General features: G+C 55.0%; 18 protein-coding genes and 1 tRNA gene. All 19 read right to left on the bottom strand.

Annotated elements, in window-relative coordinates:
- Window positions 1-106 precede the first annotated feature (106 nt).
- The 19 genes from BBOMB_RS02005 to BBOMB_RS01915 all read right to left on the bottom strand — a co-directional run bounded on the left by BBOMB_RS02005 (window position 107) and on the right by BBOMB_RS01915 (window position 23987).
- Window positions 107-182, bottom strand: a tRNA-Asn gene (locus BBOMB_RS02005).
- A 94-nt stretch (window positions 183-276) separates the two neighbouring features.
- The gene (gene tsaD, locus BBOMB_RS02000) at window positions 277-1320 is read right to left on the bottom strand and encodes a tRNA (adenosine(37)-N6)-threonylcarbamoyltransferase complex transferase subunit TsaD (RefSeq protein WP_044086611.1); all 1044 of its coding nucleotides are present in this window, start codon (window positions 1318-1320) and stop codon (window positions 277-279) included.
- Window positions 1317-1898, bottom strand: a complete 582-nt coding sequence (gene rimI, locus BBOMB_RS01995; protein WP_081867233.1) for a ribosomal protein S18-alanine N-acetyltransferase — start codon at window positions 1896-1898, stop codon at window positions 1317-1319. Before rimI ends, tsaD begins: the two co-directional genes overlap by 4 nt.
- Window positions 1895-2809, bottom strand: a complete 915-nt coding sequence (tsaB, locus tag BBOMB_RS01990; protein ID WP_044086609.1) for a tRNA (adenosine(37)-N6)-threonylcarbamoyltransferase complex dimerization subunit type 1 TsaB — start codon at window positions 2807-2809, stop codon at window positions 1895-1897. The genes rimI and tsaB overlap by 4 nt, the downstream gene beginning before the upstream one ends.
- An 82-nt stretch (window positions 2810-2891) precedes the next feature.
- Entirely contained in the window at window positions 2892-3536 is a 645-nt protein-coding gene (tsaE, locus tag BBOMB_RS01985; protein WP_414133044.1) for a tRNA (adenosine(37)-N6)-threonylcarbamoyltransferase complex ATPase subunit type 1 TsaE, read from the bottom strand.
- The gene (holA, locus tag BBOMB_RS01980; RefSeq protein WP_152570094.1) at window positions 3533-4504 is read right to left on the bottom strand and encodes a DNA polymerase III subunit delta; all 972 of its coding nucleotides are present in this window, start codon (window positions 4502-4504) and stop codon (window positions 3533-3535) included. Before holA ends, tsaE begins: the two co-directional genes overlap by 4 nt.
- A 41-nt stretch (window positions 4505-4545) precedes the next feature.
- On the bottom strand, window positions 4546-5931 hold the full coding sequence (locus BBOMB_RS01975; RefSeq protein ID WP_161787685.1) for a ComEC/Rec2 family competence protein: 1386 nt from the start codon (window positions 5929-5931) through the stop codon (window positions 4546-4548).
- Window positions 5932-6407: 476 nt separating this feature from the next.
- Complete coding sequence (locus tag BBOMB_RS07485) at window positions 6408-7322, bottom strand: ComEA family DNA-binding protein (RefSeq protein WP_052377341.1); 915 nt, start codon at window positions 7320-7322, stop codon at window positions 6408-6410.
- 184 nt (window positions 7323-7506) lie between these two features.
- Window positions 7507-10479, bottom strand: a complete 2973-nt coding sequence (gene leuS / locus BBOMB_RS01965; protein ID WP_044086608.1) for a leucine--tRNA ligase — start codon at window positions 10477-10479, stop codon at window positions 7507-7509.
- A gap of 54 nt (window positions 10480-10533) precedes the next feature.
- On the bottom strand, window positions 10534-11388 hold the full coding sequence (locus BBOMB_RS01960; protein ID WP_044086606.1) for a transporter substrate-binding domain-containing protein: 855 nt from the start codon (window positions 11386-11388) through the stop codon (window positions 10534-10536).
- Window positions 11389-11430: 42 nt separating this feature from the next.
- The gene (locus tag BBOMB_RS01955; RefSeq protein ID WP_044086605.1) at window positions 11431-12399 is read right to left on the bottom strand and encodes a magnesium transporter CorA family protein; all 969 of its coding nucleotides are present in this window, start codon (window positions 12397-12399) and stop codon (window positions 11431-11433) included.
- A gap of 122 nt (window positions 12400-12521) precedes the next feature.
- Window positions 12522-13352, bottom strand: coding sequence for a histidine phosphatase family protein (locus BBOMB_RS01950; RefSeq protein ID WP_044086603.1), 831 nt, complete (start codon window positions 13350-13352; stop codon window positions 12522-12524).
- Between the two features lie 233 nt (window positions 13353-13585).
- Entirely contained in the window at window positions 13586-15070 is a 1485-nt protein-coding gene (locus tag BBOMB_RS01945) for a sensor histidine kinase (protein ID WP_044086602.1), read from the bottom strand.
- Between the two features lie 72 nt (window positions 15071-15142).
- The gene (locus tag BBOMB_RS01940) at window positions 15143-15934 is read right to left on the bottom strand and encodes an ABC transporter ATP-binding protein (protein WP_044086903.1); all 792 of its coding nucleotides are present in this window, start codon (window positions 15932-15934) and stop codon (window positions 15143-15145) included.
- A 53-nt stretch (window positions 15935-15987) separates the two neighbouring features.
- Entirely contained in the window at window positions 15988-16788 is an 801-nt protein-coding gene (locus BBOMB_RS01935) for an ATP-binding cassette domain-containing protein (protein ID WP_044086600.1), read from the bottom strand.
- Window positions 16785-17675 (bottom strand): ABC transporter permease, encoded by an 891-nt coding sequence (locus BBOMB_RS01930; RefSeq protein WP_044086599.1) that lies wholly within the window; start codon window positions 17673-17675, stop codon window positions 16785-16787. Before BBOMB_RS01930 ends, BBOMB_RS01935 begins: the two co-directional genes overlap by 4 nt.
- Window positions 17676-18641 (bottom strand): ABC transporter permease, encoded by a 966-nt coding sequence (locus tag BBOMB_RS01925; protein WP_044086901.1) that lies wholly within the window; start codon window positions 18639-18641, stop codon window positions 17676-17678.
- Window positions 18642-18717: 76 nt separating this feature from the next.
- A complete protein-coding gene (locus BBOMB_RS01920; RefSeq protein WP_044086900.1) occupies window positions 18718-20430 on the bottom strand; it encodes an ABC transporter substrate-binding protein in 1713 nt (570 codons plus the stop codon).
- 497 nt (window positions 20431-20927) lie between these two features.
- Entirely contained in the window at window positions 20928-23987 is a 3060-nt protein-coding gene (locus BBOMB_RS01915) for a beta-phosphoglucomutase family hydrolase (protein WP_052377340.1), read from the bottom strand.
- Window positions 23988-24371: the final 384 nt, after the last annotated feature.

Below are 24371 nucleotides of genomic sequence, written 5' to 3'. Positions count from 1 at the left end.
AAAAGGATAACAACATGCTGGGAAAGAAACGCAGTTGGCATGTTCGAAAGATTCTGTACAGTAACGAAAAACGGAGCCAAGGCAATGTTGCCTCGACCCCGTTTGGTGGCTCCCGCAGCTGGGCTTGAACCAGCGACATTCTGATTAACAGTCAGACGCTCTGCCAACTGAGCTATGCGGGAATGTCTCTTCCGGTGAAGTGCTTAATGCACCGCACAAGAAATAAAGTCTATTAGGATTTGGCGATATCGCAAGTCTGGCGTGTCGCCTCGATTCTCACAAGCTTATTACATCCATGGGCATGGATGAGTTAATAGGGAAATCTTCCGGAGATGGATCCACACCAGCCTCAACGAGGTTCGCTCCCAAAACCGCTACCATGGCACCATTATCGGTGCATAGTTTCAGTTCGGGAATCCTGACCTGAATGCCATGTTTCTCACCCTCATTCGACAGCTTGGCTCTCAGCTGTGAATTCGCGGAGAAACCCCCGCCGACGATTAGAGTGCCGGAATCGAAGCGCTTGCAGGCCTTCATTGCCTTCCCAGCCAGAACCGTGGCGACTGAGTCAGCAAGCGAAGCACAGACATCATCTACGGGAACGTCCGCTCCGCAAGCCTGCCGGTTTTCCACCCAACGCGCAACGGCGGTCTTTACTCCGGAAAAACTGAAATCGTAAGGATGTTCTTGTCCTGACCTGCCCTGAGTCAGTCCCATCGGAACCTTCAGCGCACCGGCGTTTCCGAGTTTGGCGTGCCTGTCGATGTGAGGACCACCAGGATATGGGAATCCTAATAGGCGGGCTACCTTATCGAAACACTCGCCTGCGGCGTCATCAAGAGTCGTTCCCACAACATCCACATGACGGGCAATATCGCGAACATGAAGCAACGACGTATGACCACCTGACACTATCAATGCCAAGGTATCATTGGGGAACGCTCCGAATTGCAATTGCGTTACTGCGATATGTCCAATCACGTGATTGATACCATACAACGGTTTTTTAGCCGTCCAAGCCAATGCCTTTGCGCCCGAAACCCCTACGGCGAGGCACCCGGCGAGACCCGGGCCGGCGCTGACGGCGATTGCGTCCAAGTCATCGAGCCGCAGACCGGAATCCTTCATAGCCTTTGACACCACAGGCACGAATGCCTCGGCATGGGCCCGGGAAGCAATTTCCGGTATGACACCGCCGTACCTTGCGTGCTCTTCCATTGAAGATGCCACGACATTGGAGAGCAGCGTCTTTCCTCTCACGACGGCGGCGGCTGTTTCATCACATGTCGACTCGATTCCCAAGACAACCGGTTCACTCATTTATCTTCCTCCGTTGCTTGTGATTCTGCATTATCGTTCTGTTGCTCGCGACGGCTTACTGACATATCGTGCGGTATGAAACCTACGCGAATCGGCTTGAGATCCAGGGCCATGGTAAAGGCGTCAGCACCTTGCGGCTGATAGTAACGTCTGCGCAGCCCCAGTTTCCGAAAGCCGAAATGCTCGTATAAACCCAGCGCGGAAGTATTATCGACCTGGACTTCCAAGAGCACCCTGCGCGCCCCTTGCGCACACGAGGATTCGATCATGCGTCGCAACAGGCCTGAGCCGATTCCCAGATGTTGATGATTGCGCGCCACCCCTATAGTCATGATTTCACAGTCGTCACCATCAAACCAGAAACCGGCGTAACCGCGCAATTCTTCACTGTCGAGATAAGGTTGCGTCGAACTTGCGCAACCGGGTGCGACATCAAGGAAATAGGTTCGCGCCGGTGCCTGCAGCTCCTGCTCAACGGTCTTACGGCTCCAAGCGCCTTGGCCGAACAGCTCCTGCTCCAGCCGTGAAATCTGCGATACAACCCATATCCGTTCGCATGTAAAGGCATCCACTATCATGCGGCATTCCTTTGAAGCGCGTTTGAGTTGAGCACATGCTTAAGTGGGTTGGGGACGCTAACATCAGGACGTCGCAAATACAACGGCTCCACTTGCGCTTCACCGTTCCTGCGCACCGATCCGAGCCAAGTCGGGGGCATGATGCCGTCAACGGCAAGACCCCGATTGGCATCTCCGACCGAAGCGAATGCGCAATCTGCAAAGATACGCAAACCCCGGGCTCCTAGGTCCAACACCGAAGCGTCAATCACCTGACCCGGTCGTTGTAGAATTCGCCAATCAGCTTCATATTTCCCGGCACCATGTCCGATCACGTCGATCAGTACATGGCCTTCATGGCCGTCCGTAAGACGGCCGACCTGTTCATTGACACGCTGTGCTATATGTGCCGGGTAATCAATATCCATCGGTATTATCAGCTTTCCGTTGCCGTCATATAGCGAAAAGTACAGTTGCCTACGACGCGCATCGTTGACGCACAGCGTGAAGACCGAAGGGACACTATCGTCGTTATGCTCGGACAACGTCGTGGAATATGGTTTTCCGTGAGTTTCTTGCGAAACCTCCGGTAAGCGATCGAATCGCCCGCCGACATGTCCTCGACGGAGCCGATACGCCATCAACATCTGAGGCTGAAGAATATCTTGACCAAGCAAGCGTGCGCCGGTTGCGTACGCCAATGCCTTGGCCGTCACCACCCCTACTCTGAGACCAGTAAAGGGAGCCGGACCTATGCCCACGACGATCCGGTCGATGTCTTTCGTGTCCAAGCCCGCCTGAGCTACGGATTGGCCGATGTTCGCCTGGAGACGTTCCACATGCGTCCTGGAGTCCTTTTCTACTACCGGTTCGTGTCCAAGGACACCTACTGTGGAACCGAACGAGGTGTCAATGATAAGCGTATGTGACATGATTCCTTCCCTGATTCATCTCAAGGATAATCCGACCCCATGAAACGCCTGGGGTGTTGCGGTCTCTTGCGTTGCGATTGGGCTACAGATAGGCTTCAAGCCAATCGATGTCGAAACCAGCCCAACGTTGTCCCACGGGGGTGAAGAGCACTTGCCTTAGTCCATCACCGTTCAATTCATCAGCTACGGAACTCGCATCGTTCTTGCATTGTGCATCATCGGTCTGCACAGGGCAAGGCAGCGCATTCCGGTCGATATGTATTTCCAAGCGTTCCGATGCCAAGGCCTGGGCCATCTGCTCGCCCCATTCCATCAGTATGACCGTATGCTCATCGGGATCCTCCAGCTCTTCATCCAGCCCCAACGATTCCAATTCATCAAGAAGACGAAGGACACTATCCTGCCCGGGTTCGTATGAGGAACCACCCAGCCGATAGGCATCGACATGCACCATGTGAGCCTTGTCGCCATTGCAAAATCTTCCATCCATCTCCCGAGCAATGGTGAACGTAGGGGAAACAACGTCACCGTTCACATGCAGACCGAGACCAAAACCCTGAGCGAAGGTGGTCTTCCCCGCGCCTAAAGGGCCAGAAAGAAGCAGTATGTCGCCTCCTGTGACGATTTGCGCCACCGCCTGTCCAAGACGCCTCATGCCGTGAGCCGTTGGCACATCGATCCGGCGCCCGCCCACGCAGCGTAGGTCATTGTCCTTATGCGTCATCATATGTTCCTTCCCTTATGCGAGATGAGCATCAGGCAACGTTCCAACGCGTAGACCGGATCACCTGCGTTCGATTTGTTTGACTCATCTGCCGCGGCAAGCGCCTGGAGGCAGTTCGACAAACCTTGCGATGTCCAGCCCGAAAGCTGGCGCTTCGCATTGTTCAGCATCCAAGGGGACATCTTCGCCTCGGCCGTGGAAATAACACCCGACTGAACCGCCGAAGCTTTGGCCAATGAACGCAGTTTCATCTCAAGCGCACCTATCATGGCTATCGGTGATATCAGCTGTTTGACCGCAGCGCGCATGGATTCGATGGATTGTGCCCCATGCCCAGCCAAGGCCTGATCGGCCACGGCGAATCCGGTGACTTGCGGGTCCGCATCCAAATATTGGTCAACGCGATTGATGCCGATGGGGTCGTCTTCAAAATCAAAGCATAGCTGGGAACACATAGCCGCCAATTCTGCGGTACGATCTCCCAACACCGATATCAGCTGCTGAGCTGCCTGTGGATCGACGCGCCTGTGGTTTCGGGCGAACTGGTCCATGACAAAACCCAGTTTGTCGTTCGGATACTTCAGCTCCGGTATCTTCTCTTCACTTGCGCCCTGCCCGACAAGACGCGTAATGAATTTACGACCTTTAAGACCACCATCATGACGCGCTATCACGAAGCTCGATGCATCACCATCACGGTTGTCGCTGCAAAAGGCGCTCATCGCGTCAATCAATTTTTCGTCAGCAGCCTGAAGATTGCAGACCTGTACGATGTTTCGTAAACTCAGCAGCGAAGGACTGACAGCCTCATCGAAATCATATTCGCTCGCCGTAAGCGCATCAAGATGTATGACCTCGGCTTGTGGATCGACTCGCAGAGCCTTGTCCTGCAGATCTCTTACGGCTTGCTCGGCCAGATAGTCGTCACCGCCGGAGACGATGACGCAACGGCTGACATCATGCTGTTTCATACTATTCAATTTCGTTGTACAGCTGGACATATTGATCCATGTCATTGCCGGTCCCTCCATTCCAAAGATGAAAGCAAAGATTTCGTCTCCAGAACCCAGATCTTCGATCTTTGCCAGATGCTTGTTCGCAGTGGAGAACCCGAAGGTGTCGAAAACGTAGGCTCGCCATCATCGGCTCGCCACATGGCTCGCTTCACGAGCAAACGCAGAGTCTGCAGAAGTCCAATGAACGTGATCTCCAGGAAGAGAATCAGCATGGCGCCTCGGAAGCCGCCGGACCATGGCAGTTGCGTCTTGCCTGACCCGCCGGCAAGGACGGCGCAACGTTGCATCACCCAGGTCCCGCAAGCAGCGAGCCAAACGAACATGAATGCAAGAGGTCTGCAGCACCATGCGAGCATCAGTCCGCACAATCCACATATTGTCGAAAAATCGACGAACGGGCTGACGATGAGATTGGCCGGTATGGATAGCAAAGGCAGTTGCGGCGATATCATCACCTGAATTGGAAGTGTGAATAACTGGGCCGAACAAGTAGCCGCCACCGAATCTGCCAAGGGATGCGGCATGACCGATTCCAAACCAGCGGATATCTTGTCGGAGCATAGCTCGATGCCGGCTACAGAACAGCAGGAAAGGGCGAAACCATAGCTTCTTGCCATGCTTGGATTGGATATCAGCACGATTACCACCGTAAGGCCCAGCATGTTCAGCGTCTGACTGGGCCGCCCCACCCAGCGGCACAGAGCCGTCAAAACGCCCATAATGACTGCCCGCAAGACCGAGTCTGAAGGATACATGAGCGCTGCAAGTAGTAGGCATGCCAAGGCTTGTATGCAGGCTTTCGCTCTGCGGTGCATCAGCATGCTTGAGCAAATCGTTACCGTCAAGTCGGTCACGATGGCGAAATGCCCGCCTGACACCGCCATGAGGTGCATGATTCCAGCCCGTTTGAAATCTCGTTCCAGCAGAGATGCGAAGGTCGGATTGATTGGTTCATGGGCGACCTCCGGGTTCGCCACGATGTCCTGTCCAAGCACGCCGATGGTCAAGCCTGGCACGAGTACTCTCCCCTGATCCGAAAGCCGGTCACAGACTTCGACAAAAGCCTGTTGCATGTGGGTGGAGATTTGCTGGATAAACGGCCCCTTGTCCATAATCTTGACCGTACCGGTCGTGGGAACGGTCAACCATGTCGCTTCCGGGCCGAAACGCGCAGGTTCGATGAGTCCGGAGACCTGCAAGGTCTGGCCATTTTCCACGTTTCCACAGGCCGTTCCACTGAGAATCAACCTCGTTGTCGACGCGCTTTTCTCCACGACGTCATCACGGTCGATGGACCGCATCCTGGCTCGAACCTGACAATCGCCATCCCAAGTTTTCGAAGCTGTGACCGGAGAGAGCACTTCGACTTCGACTTCGGTCAAACGATGTGATTGGTCATTGGCCGCCTGTATTGCCGGATCATGCCACGATCTCAAATCGGCAACGAACGAAACTATGAATGCTGTAAGACAACAGCACACGAGCACCGAAAACCACAAGACGACTTGGTTGCGACAAACCGGACCACCTCGCTTAGGGAACCGTGAATCGTCTCTGTTCCGTAAACGCCGAAATGCAACCACCAAGCAGATGATGGCAGCCATGAGACACAAACCGGTCGATGACACCACCACAATCGCTGCCGGGAACGTCATCATCGCAAGCACGGACCTGTATCTCAAGCCCTCATGCGTACCGAATCCAGACTGACGCGTGGTTTCGGAAAATGTCCGACGAAACAACCACTGTGAAGCAAGCGTCGAACACCAGACCGCAGTTGCCATAATGAACAACCGCAGGTCCCTGCTTCCTTGTTCATGAGCTGCACGATGATTGCAATGCCCTGACAGCGCGTCGTTCATAACGTCACCAGTCCCCGTATCTTCTCCATTTTCTTAGGGCCTATGCCATCTACTTCAAGTAGCTGATCGATACTGGTGAATTGACCGATCGAACTGCGATAATCGATAATCCGCTGCGCCGTGACCGGACCTATTCCCTTAATTGTCTGTAAGGTCCTAACGTCCGCGGTATTGAGATTGACCACGACATGCGTGCCCGAGACATTGCTCCGTTGTGCCGGATCAGAAGTCCGTGCATCATCCTGCACACCAGAATTTCCTTGTGACTGTACTGATTCCTTACCGTCAACGGTCGTTTCGGAAGCCCGGCTTTGCTCGCGAAGCTTGTCGCCGCCGCGACTGGAGTGAACAGGGGCGTCAATGGATGTGCTCCGTGAGGCTTTTGAGCCATGATTCGTTGTGCCCCTGGAAAGATTAGCGCCTTGCTGTATCAGCATGGTTAGGCTGGCGCACAACGCCACGATGAGGATAAAAATCAACAAAAGCGAGTGGACCGGCCTGAGCGACAGTCGCGGGACGTTTCTCCCGCCATCGCCGTCACCGCGGCCAGGAGCCTCTCCGCCGTCGCCTACATGCACCCCACTGAGCAGATCGAGCGTGGCGATCTTCGGTACAGCATCATTGGAGACGAAAACCTTTGGTCGGTCTTGAGCTTCGGTTTGACCAGACGACGAGCGTCTTTTGGGAAGCCGGTGTATAGGCGATTTATCAACGTTGGTTCGAGGATCTATCTGAAGTCTTCTCGAAAGCCGGATTCGCCGGTTTGGTACAACATCAGGCCAAGGTGTAGCGAGCCGGACTCGAGGGAAAGTGTACGAGCCGTCATGTGCGTCTTCGACGGTTGCGGCACTATCGTACCGGTATTGTTTCAGCCGTCGAGCGGCGACGCCATTATATTGATGCCTTTGCATGACACCATCATCCGACGCGAAGTGGCTTTCAGCGTTCCGTGTCCGTCAATGTGGTCGAACGATTCTCACCGACGCATGACGTGTGTTGCAACGTGCCACAATAAGAATCGTGCCTTCACGGATCGGACCGGGAAGGCACGACATAAGGAGGCCTTTCAAACACACATAGTGTAACTACTCACCCTTACTCCGAGGGGACGATGGAGACGATTCGCGGCGCCTTGACGATGACCTTGCGCGGTTCCCTGCCACCAAGCCGCGAAGCCACTGCGTCGAGAGCCATTCGCCGCAATTCGTCCGGATCTATGTCAGAATCAACCTCGAATTTTGCGCGAACCTTTCCCTTGATCTGAACGACGGCGGTGACGCTGTCCTGACCTACATAACGTGCGTCAACCTTCGGCCACGATGCATGAGCAAGCGATTCGTCGTGACCTAGTCGGCTCCATAGCTCCTCACATATATGAGGAGCTATCGGCGAAAGCATGAGAATCAACGGCTCGACCGCGCTTCTGGGAACTGACTTCAGTCCGGTAAGATGGTTGTTCAACACGATAAGCCTTGCGATAGCTGTGTTCGGCCTCATCTCCTCCATCTCCACCGTCACTTCAGCGATGGTGTTGTTCAGCAACTTGAGCGTCTTCATATCGGCCGGTTCATCGGTTACCGTGACTTCTCCCGTATTTTCGTCGAGCACGTTTCGCCAAAGGCGCTGAAGAAAACGCATACCTCCTACAACGTTGCGGTCGTTCCATGGACGAGACTCGTCAAGCGGCCCCATGCTCATCTCATATACACGGAACGTATCGGCCCCGTAACTATCGTAGAGGTCATCGGGCGTGACGATGTTCTTCAGGCTCTTGCCCATCTTCCCGAATTCCCTGTTGGCGTGTTGACCCTTCCAAGTGAATGTAGGTTCGCCGTCGGAGCCAGCAGGGCCTTCCTCAACCTCTGATGCCGGAACATACTGGCCTCGGTCATCCGTATATGCGTAAGCCTGGATCATGCCCTGATTGAACAACTTGTGGAACGGTTCGGGACTTGAGACGTAGCCTAGGTCAAAAAGAACCTTATGCCAGAAGCGGGAATATAGCAAATGAAGAACCGCGTGCTCGACGCCACCGACATAGAGGTCCACACCACCTGCGACTCCCGCCGTGGCGTTATGCTCAGGCCCCATCCAGTAGTCATACTCCTCGGGATCCACCATGTGGTCGCTATTCGAAGGGTCGAGATACCGCATGTAATACCAACAGGAACCCGCCCAGTTCGGCATGGTGTTCGTGTCGCGGTAATATGTCTTGGGCCCGTCCCCGAGGTCAAGCGTGACCTTGACCCATTCCTTGTTTCGGCTGAGAGGCGCTTCGGGACTGGACTGAGAATCGTCCGGCGCAAAGGTCTTCGGACTGTAGTCAGGCACGTCAGGCAAGTTGATGGGAAGCATGGAATCAGGCAACAGATATGGAACACCATCCTCATCGTAGACAATTGGGAATGGTTCGCCCCAGTAACGCTGGCGTGAAAACAGCCAATCGCGCAGCCTGTAGCTCACGGTGCCATGACCGACCCCAGCGGATTCGAGCCACTTCGTGACTTTGGCAATGGCTTCGTCGACGTGCAGGCCGTCAAGCGAGAGAGCGTCACCTTGGGCGGCGGTCCGCGCCGTAGAGGAATTGATGACAATTCCCTCGTGGGACACGAACGGCGCCTTCCCTTCGTAATTACCCAGATCATCACCCGAATCTGGCAAAGGCTCAACCGTGTATGTGACTGGGAGACCGTACTTCACCGCGAAGTCATAATCGCGTTGGTCTCCACCAGGAACCGCCATTATGGCACCGGTTCCGTAATCCATAAGCACATAATCGGCGGTGAAGATGGGCAAAGAATCCCCTGTGATCGGGTTGCGAGCATACAGACCGGTGAACAGACCCGTCTTCTCCCCGGCTTCGTCCACCCTGTCCTGGGCGGTCTTGGACTGCGCCAAGCGACGGTAATGCTCCACACCTTCGCGTGGTGTTTCGTAACCATCTTTCCAATTTTCCGGGGTGTCTTCAGGCCATGAGGAGGGAACAGACTCCAGTAGCGCATGTTCTGGAGAGACGACGGTGAACGTGGCTCCGAAAAGCGTATCCGGACGTGTCGTGTAGACCTCCATGTCTCGTTCGCCCTGGTCCGTCTCCACCTTAAAGTGAACGGTGGCGCCATGAGACTCACCTATCCAATTGCGTTGCATGGTCTTGACCTTGTCGGGCCAATCTATGAGGCCCAAGTCATCCATAAGCCGACGCCCATAGGCCGTAATACGCATGGACCATTGACGGAGCTCGCGCTGGAACACAGGGAAATTGCCGCGTTCGGATTTGCCTTCCGCGGTGACCTCTTCGTTCGCCAACACAGTTCCCAAGCCGGGACACCAATTGACCGGCGAATTCGAGATATACGCCAACCTGAATCCGTTGAGGACGTTTGCCTGGTCAACCTTGCTCAGATCAGACCAGGACTTGTCTTCAAACCCCGGTATGGCTCTTTTACCAGTCCTGAACTGCTCGATCAACGTATCGATCGGTCTGGCACTCCCCTGACCCCCATCCTTGCGAACGTAGTCGTCGTCATACCATGAGTCGTAGATTCGCGAAAAAATCCACTGCGTCCAGCGCATGTAGTCGGCATCGATGGTCGCGAACGTCCGGCGGTCATCGAAACTCAAGCCCATGCGGTGCAACTGGCGTCGCATGTTGGCGATATTGGCCTCAGTGGTGATTCGCGGATGCTGACCGGTTTGCACGGCGTATTGCTCCGCCGGAAGTCCGAAGGCATCGTAGCCCATCGCGTGGAGTACGTTTTCGCCCTTCATCCGGTGGTATCGACTCACTACGTCCGTGGCCAGGTAGCCCAGGGGATGGCCTACGTGCAGACCTTTGCCCGAGGGGTACGGGAACATCCCTATCGCAAAGTACGGAGCGCGTCCTTCGGCGTTGCGCCCCTCACCATCCGTTAGGTTGCCTTTCGCGTTGGCTGCCCAGAACGTCCCGTTGTCATCCCAATAAGTCTGCCACTTGAGTTCGATGTCTTGGGCCATATGGGCATCGTAACGGTACGCCGGTGTTTGGGGTGCGGCGTTGGTCTCGTTTGTGCTCGTCACATTTTCAGTCATATGAAAAGTATGGCTATTTAGCTGGACACGCGCCTTCCATCGTGGCGAACGGCATCATTGACGGGTTGTGAGGTTGGGCTTCCCCTCAGGACGGAATCCCGTGCTTTTCTCCATATGCGAAACAGCGTCGTTCCAAGCACCTTCACTGACCATGTCGGAAAGGATGCCCCTGATCTTCTCCTTAAGTCGTGTCGTGCCGGCCCGTGTCCATATGCCATGCTCGATGCCCGAGCCATCGAGCTCCGACACGGACAACCGCTCGTCAGGCACCTGCGAAGAGAACCCTTTGAGCGCCGCCACGTCCGCGCTCATGGCATCGACTTCGCTCGACATCAAAGCCGTCAGACACTGCCCATAATTTGAGAATTCAATGATGCCGACCCCTGGTGACATGGACGTGATTGCCGCCTCGTCGCCCAAACCCGAGACCGTGCATACGCGTTTCCCCGACAAAAGCGACCCGTCTTTGAACGAATCGATGGCATCGGCAAATGCGAGAAAACCCTGTCGGGTTGTCAGGGCCGGACCGGCGAATTCGAAATCATTGCTTGCAGCGGCCGACGTTTCGTGCACCTTGGCGATGTTTTGCTGTAAGGGAGAAACGAGAATGTCGACGACGTTATGGTTGAGGGCATCGACCCTGACACTGGGCTCGATGTTCTTAAAAACAATTTGCTTGTCGGAATACCCCAATTTATGGGCTACGTATTTGGCAATCTCCACATCAAACCCCGAATACCTGCCTTCATGTTCCAGTCCGATGCCTGGGATGTCCAGCGAGAGTCCGACAGCTATAGTCGGGCCGCCGGATATCTGCGACTGGTTGTCATTCGGCCCGCACGCGCCCATTGACAACGACATCACCACCGTCAGAGCGACCACGGCGGTTCTTTTCAATTGGCTAAGCATGTTCCTCCATGTGTGCATGAGATATGCCGAAGCGAGCGACGATCACTTGAAAAGTTTGGAACGCAACAGCCACCATGTGACGAGAACGCACAACACTACCGAGATGACGACCACGATGATGAAGCCATAAGGGGAATTCGAAAAAGGCATGCCTATCATCCCCTTTTGGAAATTCATGCCGTACATCGAAAAAATGAGCGTCGGCACGGAAAGGATGATGGACACGATGGTGAATATCCTCATCACATTGTTGAGGTTGTTTGAGACGATGGATGCCGAAGCATCGGTCATATTGGCCAAAACCCCGCTGTATATGTTCGCCATCTCTATGGCCTGTGTGTTCTCGATAATCACGTTCTGTAGCAGGTCGTCGTCCTCCTCATATCGCTTCAGATGACGTATACCATTGCCTTTGCCCAACGTATTGAGCTTTTCCATCACTATCTCGTTCGATTTCAGACTCGTGGTGAAATACAACAAGGTTTTGCTCAGCTCGAGAAGCTGGAGAATCTCCCTGTTTTGCATGGAATGGCGAAGCTTGAGTTCTAGATTATCTGATTTCCTGTCGATGATGCGCAGGTAGCGCAGATACATGGTGGCGTTGCGGTACAGGATTTGGAGAATGAACCTATATCGCATATACGTGTTGAAACCCCGTATCGTCCCCTCCATGAATGGATGCAGAACCGGCGTGTCCTGCATGCATACCGTGATGATGAGCCCGCCACAGACGATGATCGACAGAGGTATGGTTTCGTAATGGTCGCGTCCTTCGCGTTCTTCAACGGTCGGAATGTCAACGATGACCATCGTGTAATCGTCCTCGATGTCCACTCGGGAACGTTCCTCATCATCAAGCGGGGCACGCAGGTCCGAAAGAAGAACGCCCGTCTCCTGACTCACAGTGGTCAGTTCAACGTCGGTTGGGTCGCTCAGACAAAGCCAGGAACCGTCCTCGGGCTTCCTTCTTTCCTCTACCTTGCCGTCTATGGTGTTGAAGATCCGCAGCATTCCTATTTCACCCACTTTTCGAACTCAGTCCAATGACCATCCGCCAACCAACAAATCACCTTAAACCCCGACTGCAACATACGGCCATGAGTTTCGCGAACGGCATCAACGGGTATGACTTCTCACATCTGGCCATAGGGCTTCATCAGCGGCATGTCCGGATTGCGCAATTCATCCGGACCATCCATCCAATCGACCGACTCCGCAACCTCGGGACCTTCATTGAACGCCTCCAGACTCCATTGCCGGTTTCCTTCGTCAATGGGCTTGACGCTAAGCGTCGACCAATGCGCGTTTTGGATCGCACCGAGGACATCGCGCTCCGGATCCAACCCCAGGAGTGTTTCAATGGTCGCCGCGATGAACGATCCATGAGTAACCACGACCAATGTGGAAAGAACAGGATTGGCCTCATCGCGCTCGACCAATCGGACTAGCGCCTGCACGCCGCGCTCCCCCAAAGCAGTGCGGCTTTCAACGCCATATTTGCGTTCTCCGCCTTGGAATGCTCGCCAGGAAGCGTATGCTTCCGGGTCCAATTGCCGAATCTGTGAACCGGTAAGGCCTTCCCAACGTCCGAAATCACGTTCCCTGACGTGCGAATCGAGTTCCACAGGCAAACCCAAAACATCAGCGAACGCATGAGCCGTCTGCACAGCACGGCTTAAATCGCTAGATACCACTTTCAACGCACGCCGACTTGCCGGCGCCTTGACATATTCGCCGGCGTCGCTTTGTTCGGCGGCATCCGGCCCTGGTTGGAACAGACTCTCTGGATGACGCGCGATATAGGAGGTCTTGGCCCAATAGTATTTCTTGGCTAGCTCCATACCGCTTTGATCGGCCTGCCACTGACCGACGATGTCCAACGGAACATCAACCTGCCCCTGGATTCTGTGCACCAGATTGTATTTGGTCCTTCCGTGCCGTAGCAGCACGACTTCATCGATCATTACCTCTCCCTCCAAACGCCACGGCTCCGTTTCCAGAGAATACGAGCCGTTCAATTATGCCAGAATGACATACCAAAACATGAGGATGTTCGCCCGATCTCGTCCATGTAAGGAGAATCGGACACCGAGCACCGGCGTGTCCCCATGGTGTTCGCCCCTCTTCATGATATGCGCGAGATCGCTTCATTATCTGAACATTACCGCTCCATACCAAGAACGCTCTGGAATGACGATCAATCCTGAGCGGCACGCAGCTTCATATCGAGAATCACGCGTGTGCCGCCTTCCCTGCTTGGCTCCCAACGGACTGTTCCGCCGAAATCGTTCGTCACGAAGGTATTGATAATCTGCGTTCCCAGTCCCGAACCCGAGGAACGAGCCTGCCCTCCCTGCTCTTCCGTGTCAATGCCGGAGCCGTCGTCCTCGACGACCACGTTGAGATGCTTGCCGCTGCGACCCACGGAAATGGTGATGTTGCCATCCTTTCTGGACTCGAAACCATGTTCGACGGCATTGGTGATCAGCTCCGTGAGCACCAGTGAAAGCGGGGTTGCATCCTGGGCGGGCATCATGCCGAATTTACCGATGTAATGGATGTTGATGTGCTGGTCGTTCAGCGTCGCGACATCGACGCTCATCTTCAGCAACCCTGAAATGACATCGTCAAAGTCGACTATCTCGTCGACGGTCTTGCTTAGTCCCTCGTGGACACGTGCGATGGTCTGTACGCGCCGCTCGGCCTCCTTGAGCTCCACCTTGACTTCGGGAAGTTTGGTTTTTCGTGCCTGTAGGCGCAACAGCGCCGAAACGGTCTGCAGATTGTTCTTGACCCGATGGTGGATCTCCGAGATGGTGGCATCCTTGGTCTGGAGCTCCTGTTCACGGCGTCTCAGCTCGGTGACATCCCGGCAAAGCACGATGGCACCGATTCGCTGCTCATCGTCATAAAGAGGCAGCGATCGCATGGACACCATGGAATTGTTGGCATCCAATTCGCAATCAGCGGCCATCTTCCCGCTCAGCACATCGGGAAGCTCGTCAGGAACGGGATCGCCGCGATGAATCAGCTTGGTCCCGACCTCGCTCAGAAAATGTCTCTCCATGTCGGTCAAAGCCCCAAGCCTACGGAAGCAGCTGATTGCATTGGGTGATGCATAGTCGATAACACCTTCGGTTGAAAGCACGACGAACCCGTCCGAAACCCTTGCATTATGGCGCTGGCTCATCAGCGCGTCGTGATATGGGAATTGCCCGCGCGCAATCATATCGTACAGTTTCTTACCGGCGTTGATGCTCTCGTTCTCATATCGACCATTCGACTCCCTGGTTGACATATTCGTCTCGCGCACCACGAGCCCCAACGTCTTGGATCCGCAGCGGACCGGTGCAAAAACATTGCAGACCGTGTTGTTTCCCATCTTCTCCAGAACCTGGGAAGTCGTCACACCGTTGGCGCGGAACGCGCGTTCGACCTCAGAAGCCTTTTCTAAGGGGACTTCCTGACCGACCACGTCTTCCGACCTGAGGGTCATCATCGTGGAAGGCCTGCATTGTTCCGCCACGATGAATTTGCCATCGTCGCGTCTGAGAATCAGCAGCAGGTCCGAAAAGCACAGATCTGCGACCACCTGCCAATCGGCTACCAGAAGATGTAGCCATTCCCTGTCCCCCGCGTCGAAATCGGATTGTGTGGAAAGAATCTCGTCAAAATCAGCCATATCTCAATGATACCCTGACCAGGCCACGAAGGCATCAAACGCGTGCGCAATGATGAAAACCAAGACCGCGAATCACGACTTTTGCCATGACGCCGCAGCAATCAAGGCTTTTGTATATGAGGAGCCCGGATGGTTCAGGATACGTTGTGCATCACCGGATTCACATACCTCTCCGTCATGCAGGACGACTATGCGATCAGCGATATGCTGGACTACGCCGAGATCATGCGATATGAAGAGCATTGCCATCGACGGATGACGTCGGCGTATAGAGGCGAAGGTGTCAAGTATCGTCACTCTAGCGTTCACGTCGATGGCGCTCATGGGTTCATCGGCCACCAGAAGCGTCGGAATGTTGACGATGGCCCTCGCTATGGCGATTCTTTGCGCCTGACCGCCTGAGAGGTCCATTGGATAACGATCGACAAACTCGGCGGGATCCAGACCGACGCTGCGGATGGCGTCACATACCCGGCTTGTCCTTTCGTCTCGGCTCAGGCTCCTGTCTTGTATATCCAACGGCTCTCTGACTATCCGTTCGACCATCCATCTGGGATTCAATGAATCGAATGGGTTTTGCAACACCAACCCCGACTCCTTCCGTAGCGCCTGATAACCTGCGCTGCGTATGCCGCATACCGGCATGGATCGGTATTCAACAGAGCCTTCCTCAACGTGGTCCAAGCCAAGCATGATGCCGCCAAGCGTCGATTTGCCCGAACCGGAACCACCGATGAGAGCCACGCATTCACCTTCGAATACATCGATGCTGACATCGTTCAGCGCCGTGACCGAACGTTGCGCACTGCGAAACCGACGCACGGCATGCCGGACACTCGACAATGGCACAGCATCTGAACCAATGGGTTGTTCTCGGACGCCGGCGAATGAATCCATGTCAGATGTTTCCGATGTCCTCATTGCACGTCTCCTTTGGTGATACCCGAGTGCAGCGTCAAATCATCGGCAGCCTGCACCAGCATCCTGGTCGGTCGCGCAGAAGGGTGTTCCAGCACAACCTCCGTCCGACCTGCTTCGACTATGGCCCCTCTGTCGATGACATAGCAATACTGTGACGCACGCCGCAGAACCGAAAAATCATGGGTGATGAACAGCATGGAAGAACCCGTCTGGTCCACCAAGGACATCAGGAGGTCGATGATCTGCCGTTGGGTCAATGAATCCAAAGCGGTCGTAGGTTCGTCAGCGATGATGAGGCGTGGAGACGTCACGAGAGCAGCTGCAATGGCGACCCTCTGCTGTTGCCCACCTGATAGTTCGCAAGGATATGCTTGGGCGTGTCGTTCATCAAGACCGACCTTGTCCAGCATGGCCATCACGCGCTCCCGTCGCTCCTCCCTTCTCAGGTCATAGTGCAGTTTCAACGGCAATACAATCTGATCAAAGGCCTTCATCATGGGGTTCAGACTGGACGCCGGGTTCTGAAAAACGGTTCCGATGGCGCTTCCGCGAAAGTTGGACAACATCCTGTCACTGGCGCCCAGAATCTCGATCCCGTCCATGGTTATCGAGCCGCTGGTCCTTACCTGGGTATCCAAGGGCAATAAGCCTAGGATGGCCTTGCATATCATTGATTTGCCGGATCCCGAGGCACCCACCAGTCCGATGCGCCCGGCGTCGGGAACGTCGAGGTCGATGTCGCGGACGACGGTCGAACCGGCTATGGTAATACCCAGATCGCGTATCTTCAAGCTCATCTCGACTTCCCTTCTTCCGAAGCTCCGACGGCACCGTTTTTGCGCAGCATGGCGTTTGATACCGGATCGACGGCGTTCCTCAGACAATCGCCGAACATGTTGAGCGCCACCACGACGACGGTGACCAGCAAGCCGGGCCAGATGACGGTGATTGGAAAGACGTCGACGAATTTGACGGAGGTGGCCAGGGAATGTCCCCAACTCGGGACGCCCGACGGCACACCGACACCCAAATACGTCAGACCGCTTTCGGCAAGGACTGCGGTCCCTGCCGAAAGGGAAAGCTGAACGATTAGCGTAGGTAATATATTGGGCAGTACATGGTGTAGGAGGACATAGCGTCCACCGGCTCCGGCGGACAAGGCAGATTTTGCGTGCCCGGAGCGCGCCGCGAGCAGGGCCTGGGGGCGGCACACACGGGCCAGGTTGAGCCCATGCCCAATACCGCAGGCAATGACGACGACCGCGACCGATGCACCCAGGGGAACGGCGAGGACGAGCGCGATGAGTATCGTCGGGATGGATATCAATGCGTCGATCAGCACCACGGACATATTGGAGAACACATTGGAACGCGATGCCGTCATCCCTATGAGCAGAAATCCCAAAGCGGCCGAGAACATGGTCGCCAGCACGGCGATGACCAAATCCGTGCGCGATCCGGCCATCAGCCAGCTGAAGACATCAGCTCCCGTGCCGTCGGTGCCGAGCCAGTGACGGGTCGAGGGACTTGCCCAGGTGTCATAACCGTCGGTGCTCCACAGCGAACATGGCGTCCAAACCAGGGAGAGCAGTGAAACTGCGATCCAGATACCCAAGACCACGACCGAGAAACGCCCTTCTGCGGTCTTCCATACCGATCGTGCAACGATTCGGGTTTTACGCATCTAACCCTCCTGTTCCGGATGCCTCATGCGCGGGTCAAGCAACCTGTGTATGACATCCACGATGAAACCGACGAATAGGAAAAACGCCGCCAACATGAACAGTTCACTCTGCACCGCGATAAGATCCCTGTTGCCCAGATCGGTGACCAAACCGTAACCGATGCCCGGTAGGGCAAAAAGGTTTTCGATGACCATCACGCCGGTGACCATGCTGGCGAATAGTAGTCCAGTGACGGAGACCAGCTGCGGAAGCGCCAGACGGAAACCCACACGAACCATGGCTTGACGGCGGGTGTAACCGCTCGCCATCGTCATGGCGATGACATCTGAGGAAAGCAGTTCAGTAAGGGCGGAACGCGTGTATCTCATCAATGTAGCCCCATCGATTATTCCCACGGTCAGGGCCGGCAAAGCCAAGGACGACAACGCCTGTACTGGTTGCCTCCACCCAGATGCCGGAAAACCTTGGGAGGGGAAAAGCCCGATGATTCCCATGCCTTTGGAGAACAGGAGGATCAGAAGCAAACCGCCCCAAAGAGCTGGTATCGCTCCTCCTACAAGAGCGAGCAAGTGAAACATCACGCGGACGGCAGGCCGGTGCGACATCGTGGCTTCATAGCCGAAGACCAAGCCGATCACCATAGCCGCGAGCAGACCCAGAGCAATGAGGGGGAACGTCACCGACGCGCGTGTTTTCACCGTTGCAGCGATGGCGCGTCCAGTCAGCATCGACATACCGAAATCGCCATGCATCAGTCCCCACAGCCAGCCCGTATATTGCTCGAACACTGGCCTATCGAGTCCCATGCTCTTTCGTATGGACGCCACCCTACCAGGCGTGGAATTCATTCCCGCCATGAGCTGAGCCATGTCGCCCGGAAGGACCCTCAGCGCGGCGAAGACAAGTACCGAAACGCCTAAAAGTGTCACCACGAACAGCGCAAGCCGTTGCAGAACAAACCGCATCGCACCTCCTCTGCGTCTCATGAACGCGGACTTTCGCTCGACGTTCGCGTTTTCATGTACCCTCGCGCCTTGTACATCATTCATGAGTGAACGTCACATTCCACAACGGCATCAGGGCCTGATTCATGTTTATCGGGAATCCGCTCACACCGCTTCGCATGACCGTCGTGATCCGATAGTTGAAAAGCCAGTCTGCCGGCGAATCCGATGACACAACTCGCGCCGCCCGCTGCAGCAATTCACTTTTGCGCGCTTCGGTGGTGGCGGACATCGCCTGGTCATACAGGTTCCGAACCTCGGGATTGTCATAGTTATAGTAGTAGCCGCGATCCGCCCATTGGGAGAAGTCATGGCTTTCATTGTGATCAACCAAGGAAAGGTCATAATTCTTGTTGGTATAGACATCCTGCATCCAGGTCGAGAATTCCACGACATGTACCTGTAGATTGATGCCGATCTCCCTGAGCTGGCTACGAAGCTGGTCACCGAGTTCGGTTCCGTAGATATTGGCGTATTCCAGACGCAGGGCAAGAGGGTTCTGCCGATCATAGCCTGCCTCCTTGAGGAGTTTCGCGGCCCGACGGACATCGGTGTGTGAGACTCGCGCGCCAAGGTCCTCGTACCCTGGGTCCAGCGGTGCGATCGGTCCACCCATGAGTCTGTCGACCCCACCTCTGGAGGCAACGATTGCCTTGTGGTCGATGGCCATCCGAATGGCTTCCCTAATTCGTACGTCGGAGGTCTTGGATCCCTTGCAGTTCATGGCGAGCACGAACTTATCGGTTCCCTCCCCCACCTTGACGTCATAATTGGTGCTGTCTCTGTCAAAAGGCCCTGACAGGCTTTGCGTGATTGGTGCCAGAACCTGTATGTCGCCGGATTTCAGCGCGTTGATGGCGGCGTTGTCGTCGTTATAATAGTGCAGAACAATCGATGCGGTCTTGGCTCGATAAGGACCACGGTATCGTGAATTGGCCACGAGCGTCAACGAACTGTTGGGCACGAACCTCTCCACGGTGTATGGGCCTGAACCTATCGCCTGGGTCTTCATGTCGTATCGGGCATGTCTGTCGAACACAAGACCGGGACGTCCGGTAAGCACCCAGAGTAGGTCGGAATACGGTGCCGTAAGAACGATCTGCAAGGTACTGTTATCCAGCGCTTTTGCAGATTCGAAATGCTTCAACAGCTGCGCATCATGATAACCTCGCTTTACGAGCTCATTGACGGACCATGCGGCGTCTTCGGCATTCAGCCTGTCGCCGTTGGAGAACGTCATCCCCGTGTTCATCGTAAAGGTGTAGCGAAGGGCGTCATTGCTGACGACCCAGCTTTTCGCCAAAGCGGGAACCACCTTGTTGTTTGAGTCCCTGGCGACGATTCCTTCGTACACGTTCCCGATCAAAACCTGATCCAACGAGGAACCCGACTGGTTACGAATGTCAAGGTTCGCGGGGGCGAGTTTCAAGCCTATCGAAACGCGCTGCGCGGACTGCGTCTGAAAACCGGCTGGTCGGCCGTCACCCCCGCGTGCCGGCGGACGAACGAATGCCAAAACGACCATGGCGACCACCATCGTCATGATGGCCAGTACCCACAACTTGCTTTTGTGATTTGACTTCCAGACGTCGTAAGTTGGCAGCTCGTGCCGGGCTCTGGCCTGCAAGGCCGGATCCATGCTGGCAGGGACATGCCCCTCCGTCAGGCTTTCGTTGCCTCGTTTGCGATTCGAAACGCCCCGATTCGTGGTTGCGCCGTCAAAATCGTGCGCACCTTGAGTTGATGCCATATTCCTTCTTGCCAAGCCCGTCCATGGCTCGCCATCACCCGGCAAGGCAACGGCTTCGAGCGCAGCGCTCTTCGCCATGATCAACTGATATGCTAAATGCTCGCCGCCACTGGGGTCGACTGCAACAACAATGATATGGCAGGCACGGAACTTTTCAAACCTGACGCCGAAAGATATCGGACCGTGGGAACCTCTGAGCATTTCTGAGCCACATAAGAACCCGCGAACCGGGGGGAATCGTGACACAGGGTATACGTCGGCGGCCCCTGAGAGGTTATAAAGACGGGAAATCAGAACCCGGTATGGAACCCAAACACCATCAACAACCTCGGCCGCCGACTCCAACCCGGACGGACCAAGCGCGACATGCGCGCACGAACGTTACGAAACGCAAGCCCTGCAGCGGCCGAACCCGCGATCAAACTCGCCAAGCTAAGCCGCTAAACGGCCAGCTTTCATCGCGACCCCTCCCATGCCCTCAAGATGACTTCCGAATCTTATGAGCGCACCGTCTTGCCTTGGATGTCTATGGCTATTCCATCACCAACAAGTCCTTTGATGTCAACGCCGTTATGCGTGACCGTGACCGCAAGCGGCGTCCCTCCGATTCTTACGTTATAGGAAAGCGATTTCCATTCCTCGGGCAATTTGGGGTCGATTGAAAGATGTCGCCCACCCGAATCACGGAAACCTCCAAAACCGGCTACGAGAATCGCCCAAACACCTCCGGCGCAGGCCAGATGAATGCCGTCGGAAGTGTTGCCATGCAGATTGGCCACATCGGTGAACAACGCCTCTCGGAAATAGCGCATCGCCAGATCGGACCGACCAATCTCGGACGCAATGATTGCCTGAGCGGAGGCGGATAACGTCGAGTCACCGATGGTCAGTGGGTCATAGTATTCAAAATCCGCCTTCTTGCTGGACGCGTCGAATTCGTCTGAAAGCAAGTAAAGAGCCAGCACCAAGTCGGATTGTTTGATGACGTTGTGCCGGTAGATGTCAAGAGGATGGTAATGCATCAGCAATGGCCGCTTGTTACGGTGCTTGAAATCCCAGCTCATTCTCTGCGTAAAGTCTGCGTATTGCATGTCAACGCCGAGATCGTCATCATGTAGGAGTTCCATGGAATCGGAATTTTTCAGCCAGCTTTCGTGTTCGTCGGCTGTGATCTCCAAACGATCGCAGGCCGAGGCGTATCCCTCGTGATCATTGTCACTAAGCCAGTCCAAGGCGATGCATGCGGCCCGCATGTTGAACCTTGCCATACTGTTCGTATAATAATCGTCATTGACCAACGCGCTGTATTCATCCGGACCGGTCACACAATTGATATGGAATCTTCCATCCAGGGACACATTGCCTATGGAATTCCACATCCTCGCCGTCTCCACAAGAATGTCGATGCCCTCTTCTCTCAGGAACACCGTGTCGTGTGTGATGTTGACATATTGGGCGACTGCATAGGAGATGTCCGCGTCAATGTGGTATTGGGCAGAGCCGGCCTCAAAAAACGCCGATGCCTCTCTTCCATTGATGGTTCTCCACGGGAACAGTGCCCCTTCCAAGCCCAAAGCGTCTGCTCGCCTCCTCGCTGCAGGAAGCATGGTGTATCGGAAATGTAAGGCCGACCGGGCCGCCTCGGGCCTGTTGTAGGTGAGAAAAGGCAGAATGAATATCTCGGTATCCCAGAAGTAATGCCCTGAATAACCCGACCCACTCAGGCCCTTCGCACCGATGCCGTTGTCTACGAAATCCGTCGACTGAGCCAGATTGAACAATTCCCAATGCACCAATTGCTGGATGCGATCTGCATTTTCGGCTTCAATGGTGACGTCCGATTGCCGCCAGAACTCACTGAGCCAATCCTGCTGCATCGAGAACAGCCTCTCCTCTCCTGTCGTCATGGCCCACCGCAGCGTGGATTCACAGCGTTCGAGAAGAATCGAGGCATCCTGCTCGCTCGGGCGGGCCGAGACCAAGCCACGGTTCATGGCTCTGGGCACCACAGGATAGGTGTTATATGATGCATAGCGCATCAGACTTTGCGTCTCACCATCATGTAGCATGAAGAAAACCGATTCCGGCAGCTTTTCTTCGCCTCGGCTTTGTGCATACACCAAGGCCATCGTCATACGGGAATTGCGGCAGCGGAAGGCCTTTCGCGTATAACCGGATTGGATGTCATTATCAGTAGCTTCCTTGAGCTCTATCGTTTCAAGGCCGCCACTGGACACATGCTCGCCTTTACGTGGATCGTCAGTCGCTGTCAATTTCGGCTTGTTTTCATTGGCCGCAGCTTCTACCTGGATCCTCAAGTCACCGCCATGTACCGTCAGACCCAACCGGCACAGCACCAAATCCTTTCTGAACAGGCAGGCAACCCGTTCAATTCTGACTTCCAACGACAACCCCTGGCCTACTGCGAATCTTTGCTCCGTCCACGATACGCCCGTCTTGAAATCCAAGCCCTGCTTGAACGAGGAACATTCAGTGAGTTCCTTTCCATCGACGACAAAGTGGAAATCACAGCAATCGGGGACGCTCTGAATGACCTGTCCGATACGGGCATAGCCGTAAGCCTCTTCCGCATGTCTGATGAAAAAGGTCTCATGGAAACCGCTCAGGAAAGTGCCGAGGCCGAGGTCGCGTGACGTCTGTCCTGAACCTCGTACACCGATGCTGCCATTGGTGACGGAAAACATGGTGGCGCTTTGTGCGTTCGGCCTGCCGTTCTCACTGAACGACCAAGGGTCAATCGGATAGCGTTCCATGTCTAAAGGGTCCTGGCCACCTCCGGTGCTCTCCCTTCTCTTCAATTCCGAGGCGGATGAATCGATCATGTCGGCCAGTTGCTCCACAACCACATCCGCTCCGGCAGCCAAGAGCTCATGTTCCCCGGCACCGCGGTTCACTCCTACGACAAGTCCGAACTTCCCCGCTCTGCCCGAGGTGACTCCTGAAAGCGCATCCTCCACCACGACGCAGTCCTTGGGCTGTTCGTCCAGGCGCTCGGCTGCGTAAAGATAGGTATCAGGTTGAGGCTTGCCCCGAAGATGGGCGCTTTCGGCGACGCGACCATCTACGATGCGATCGAAGAAGTTGAAGATCCTTGCGGATTTAAGGACTTCCTTCGCGTTGCGGGAACTTGAGACGACGGCCATCTTGACATGGTTCGCCCGCAGATGACGAAGCACGTCGACGCAATCGGGATATGGTGCTATTCCCTCCTCATGCATGAGCCTCTCAAACACATCGTTCTTCCTGTTTCCATATCCGCAAACAGTCTGCGCGTCGACATCATCGTCCGGGCTACCCCATGGCAGACTCAATCCGCGGCTCTTGAGCAGTGAATCCACTCCTTCATAGCGGGGTTTGCCATCCACGTACTCCAAATAATCCTGGGCCGTGTATTTTGGTACATCGACCGGGAGTTTCTCGTCGAACAGCTGCTTCCAGGCCTGACGATGAAGCACACTCGTCGGGGTCAGCACACCATCCAAATCAAATAGAACCGCGTTGTATTCATAGATCGTTCTCATATCCTGCTGTTTCATCGTACTCCGATAAGCTTCTCAATCATCTAATTCGGGGAGTGAACTGCCTGTCCCTTCATTACCGATGTAATCATACCCCTTATGAAGTAACGCAGGGGTAAAAATGCGTATCCGAATATCGTATGATTGGTGGCGCACGGAGGCGAGATCCATGCTCAAAATGAATTGGGAAGGAACCAAACGCGAAGTGTTGACCTAACGCCCGTTCCATGCTGGTGAATCAACACGAAAACGAGGCGGTCGTCGAATTCGCCAACGCATCCTCATGAGCTGCGACGCGGCCGGGAGCATGGGTTACAGGCCATCTGAAGACCATTGCTTTTCTTACAGCCATGGAAGAAATTCATGGTTACGACATCTGCCAAGACTTCCAACCTTCTCGAC

It is taken from the genome of Bifidobacterium bombi DSM 19703, assembly GCF_000737845.1.
In the GTDB taxonomy this organism is placed as follows: domain Bacteria; phylum Actinomycetota; class Actinomycetes; order Actinomycetales; family Bifidobacteriaceae; genus Bifidobacterium; species Bifidobacterium bombi.
This window is presented reverse-complemented; position numbering and strand designations above follow the sequence as displayed.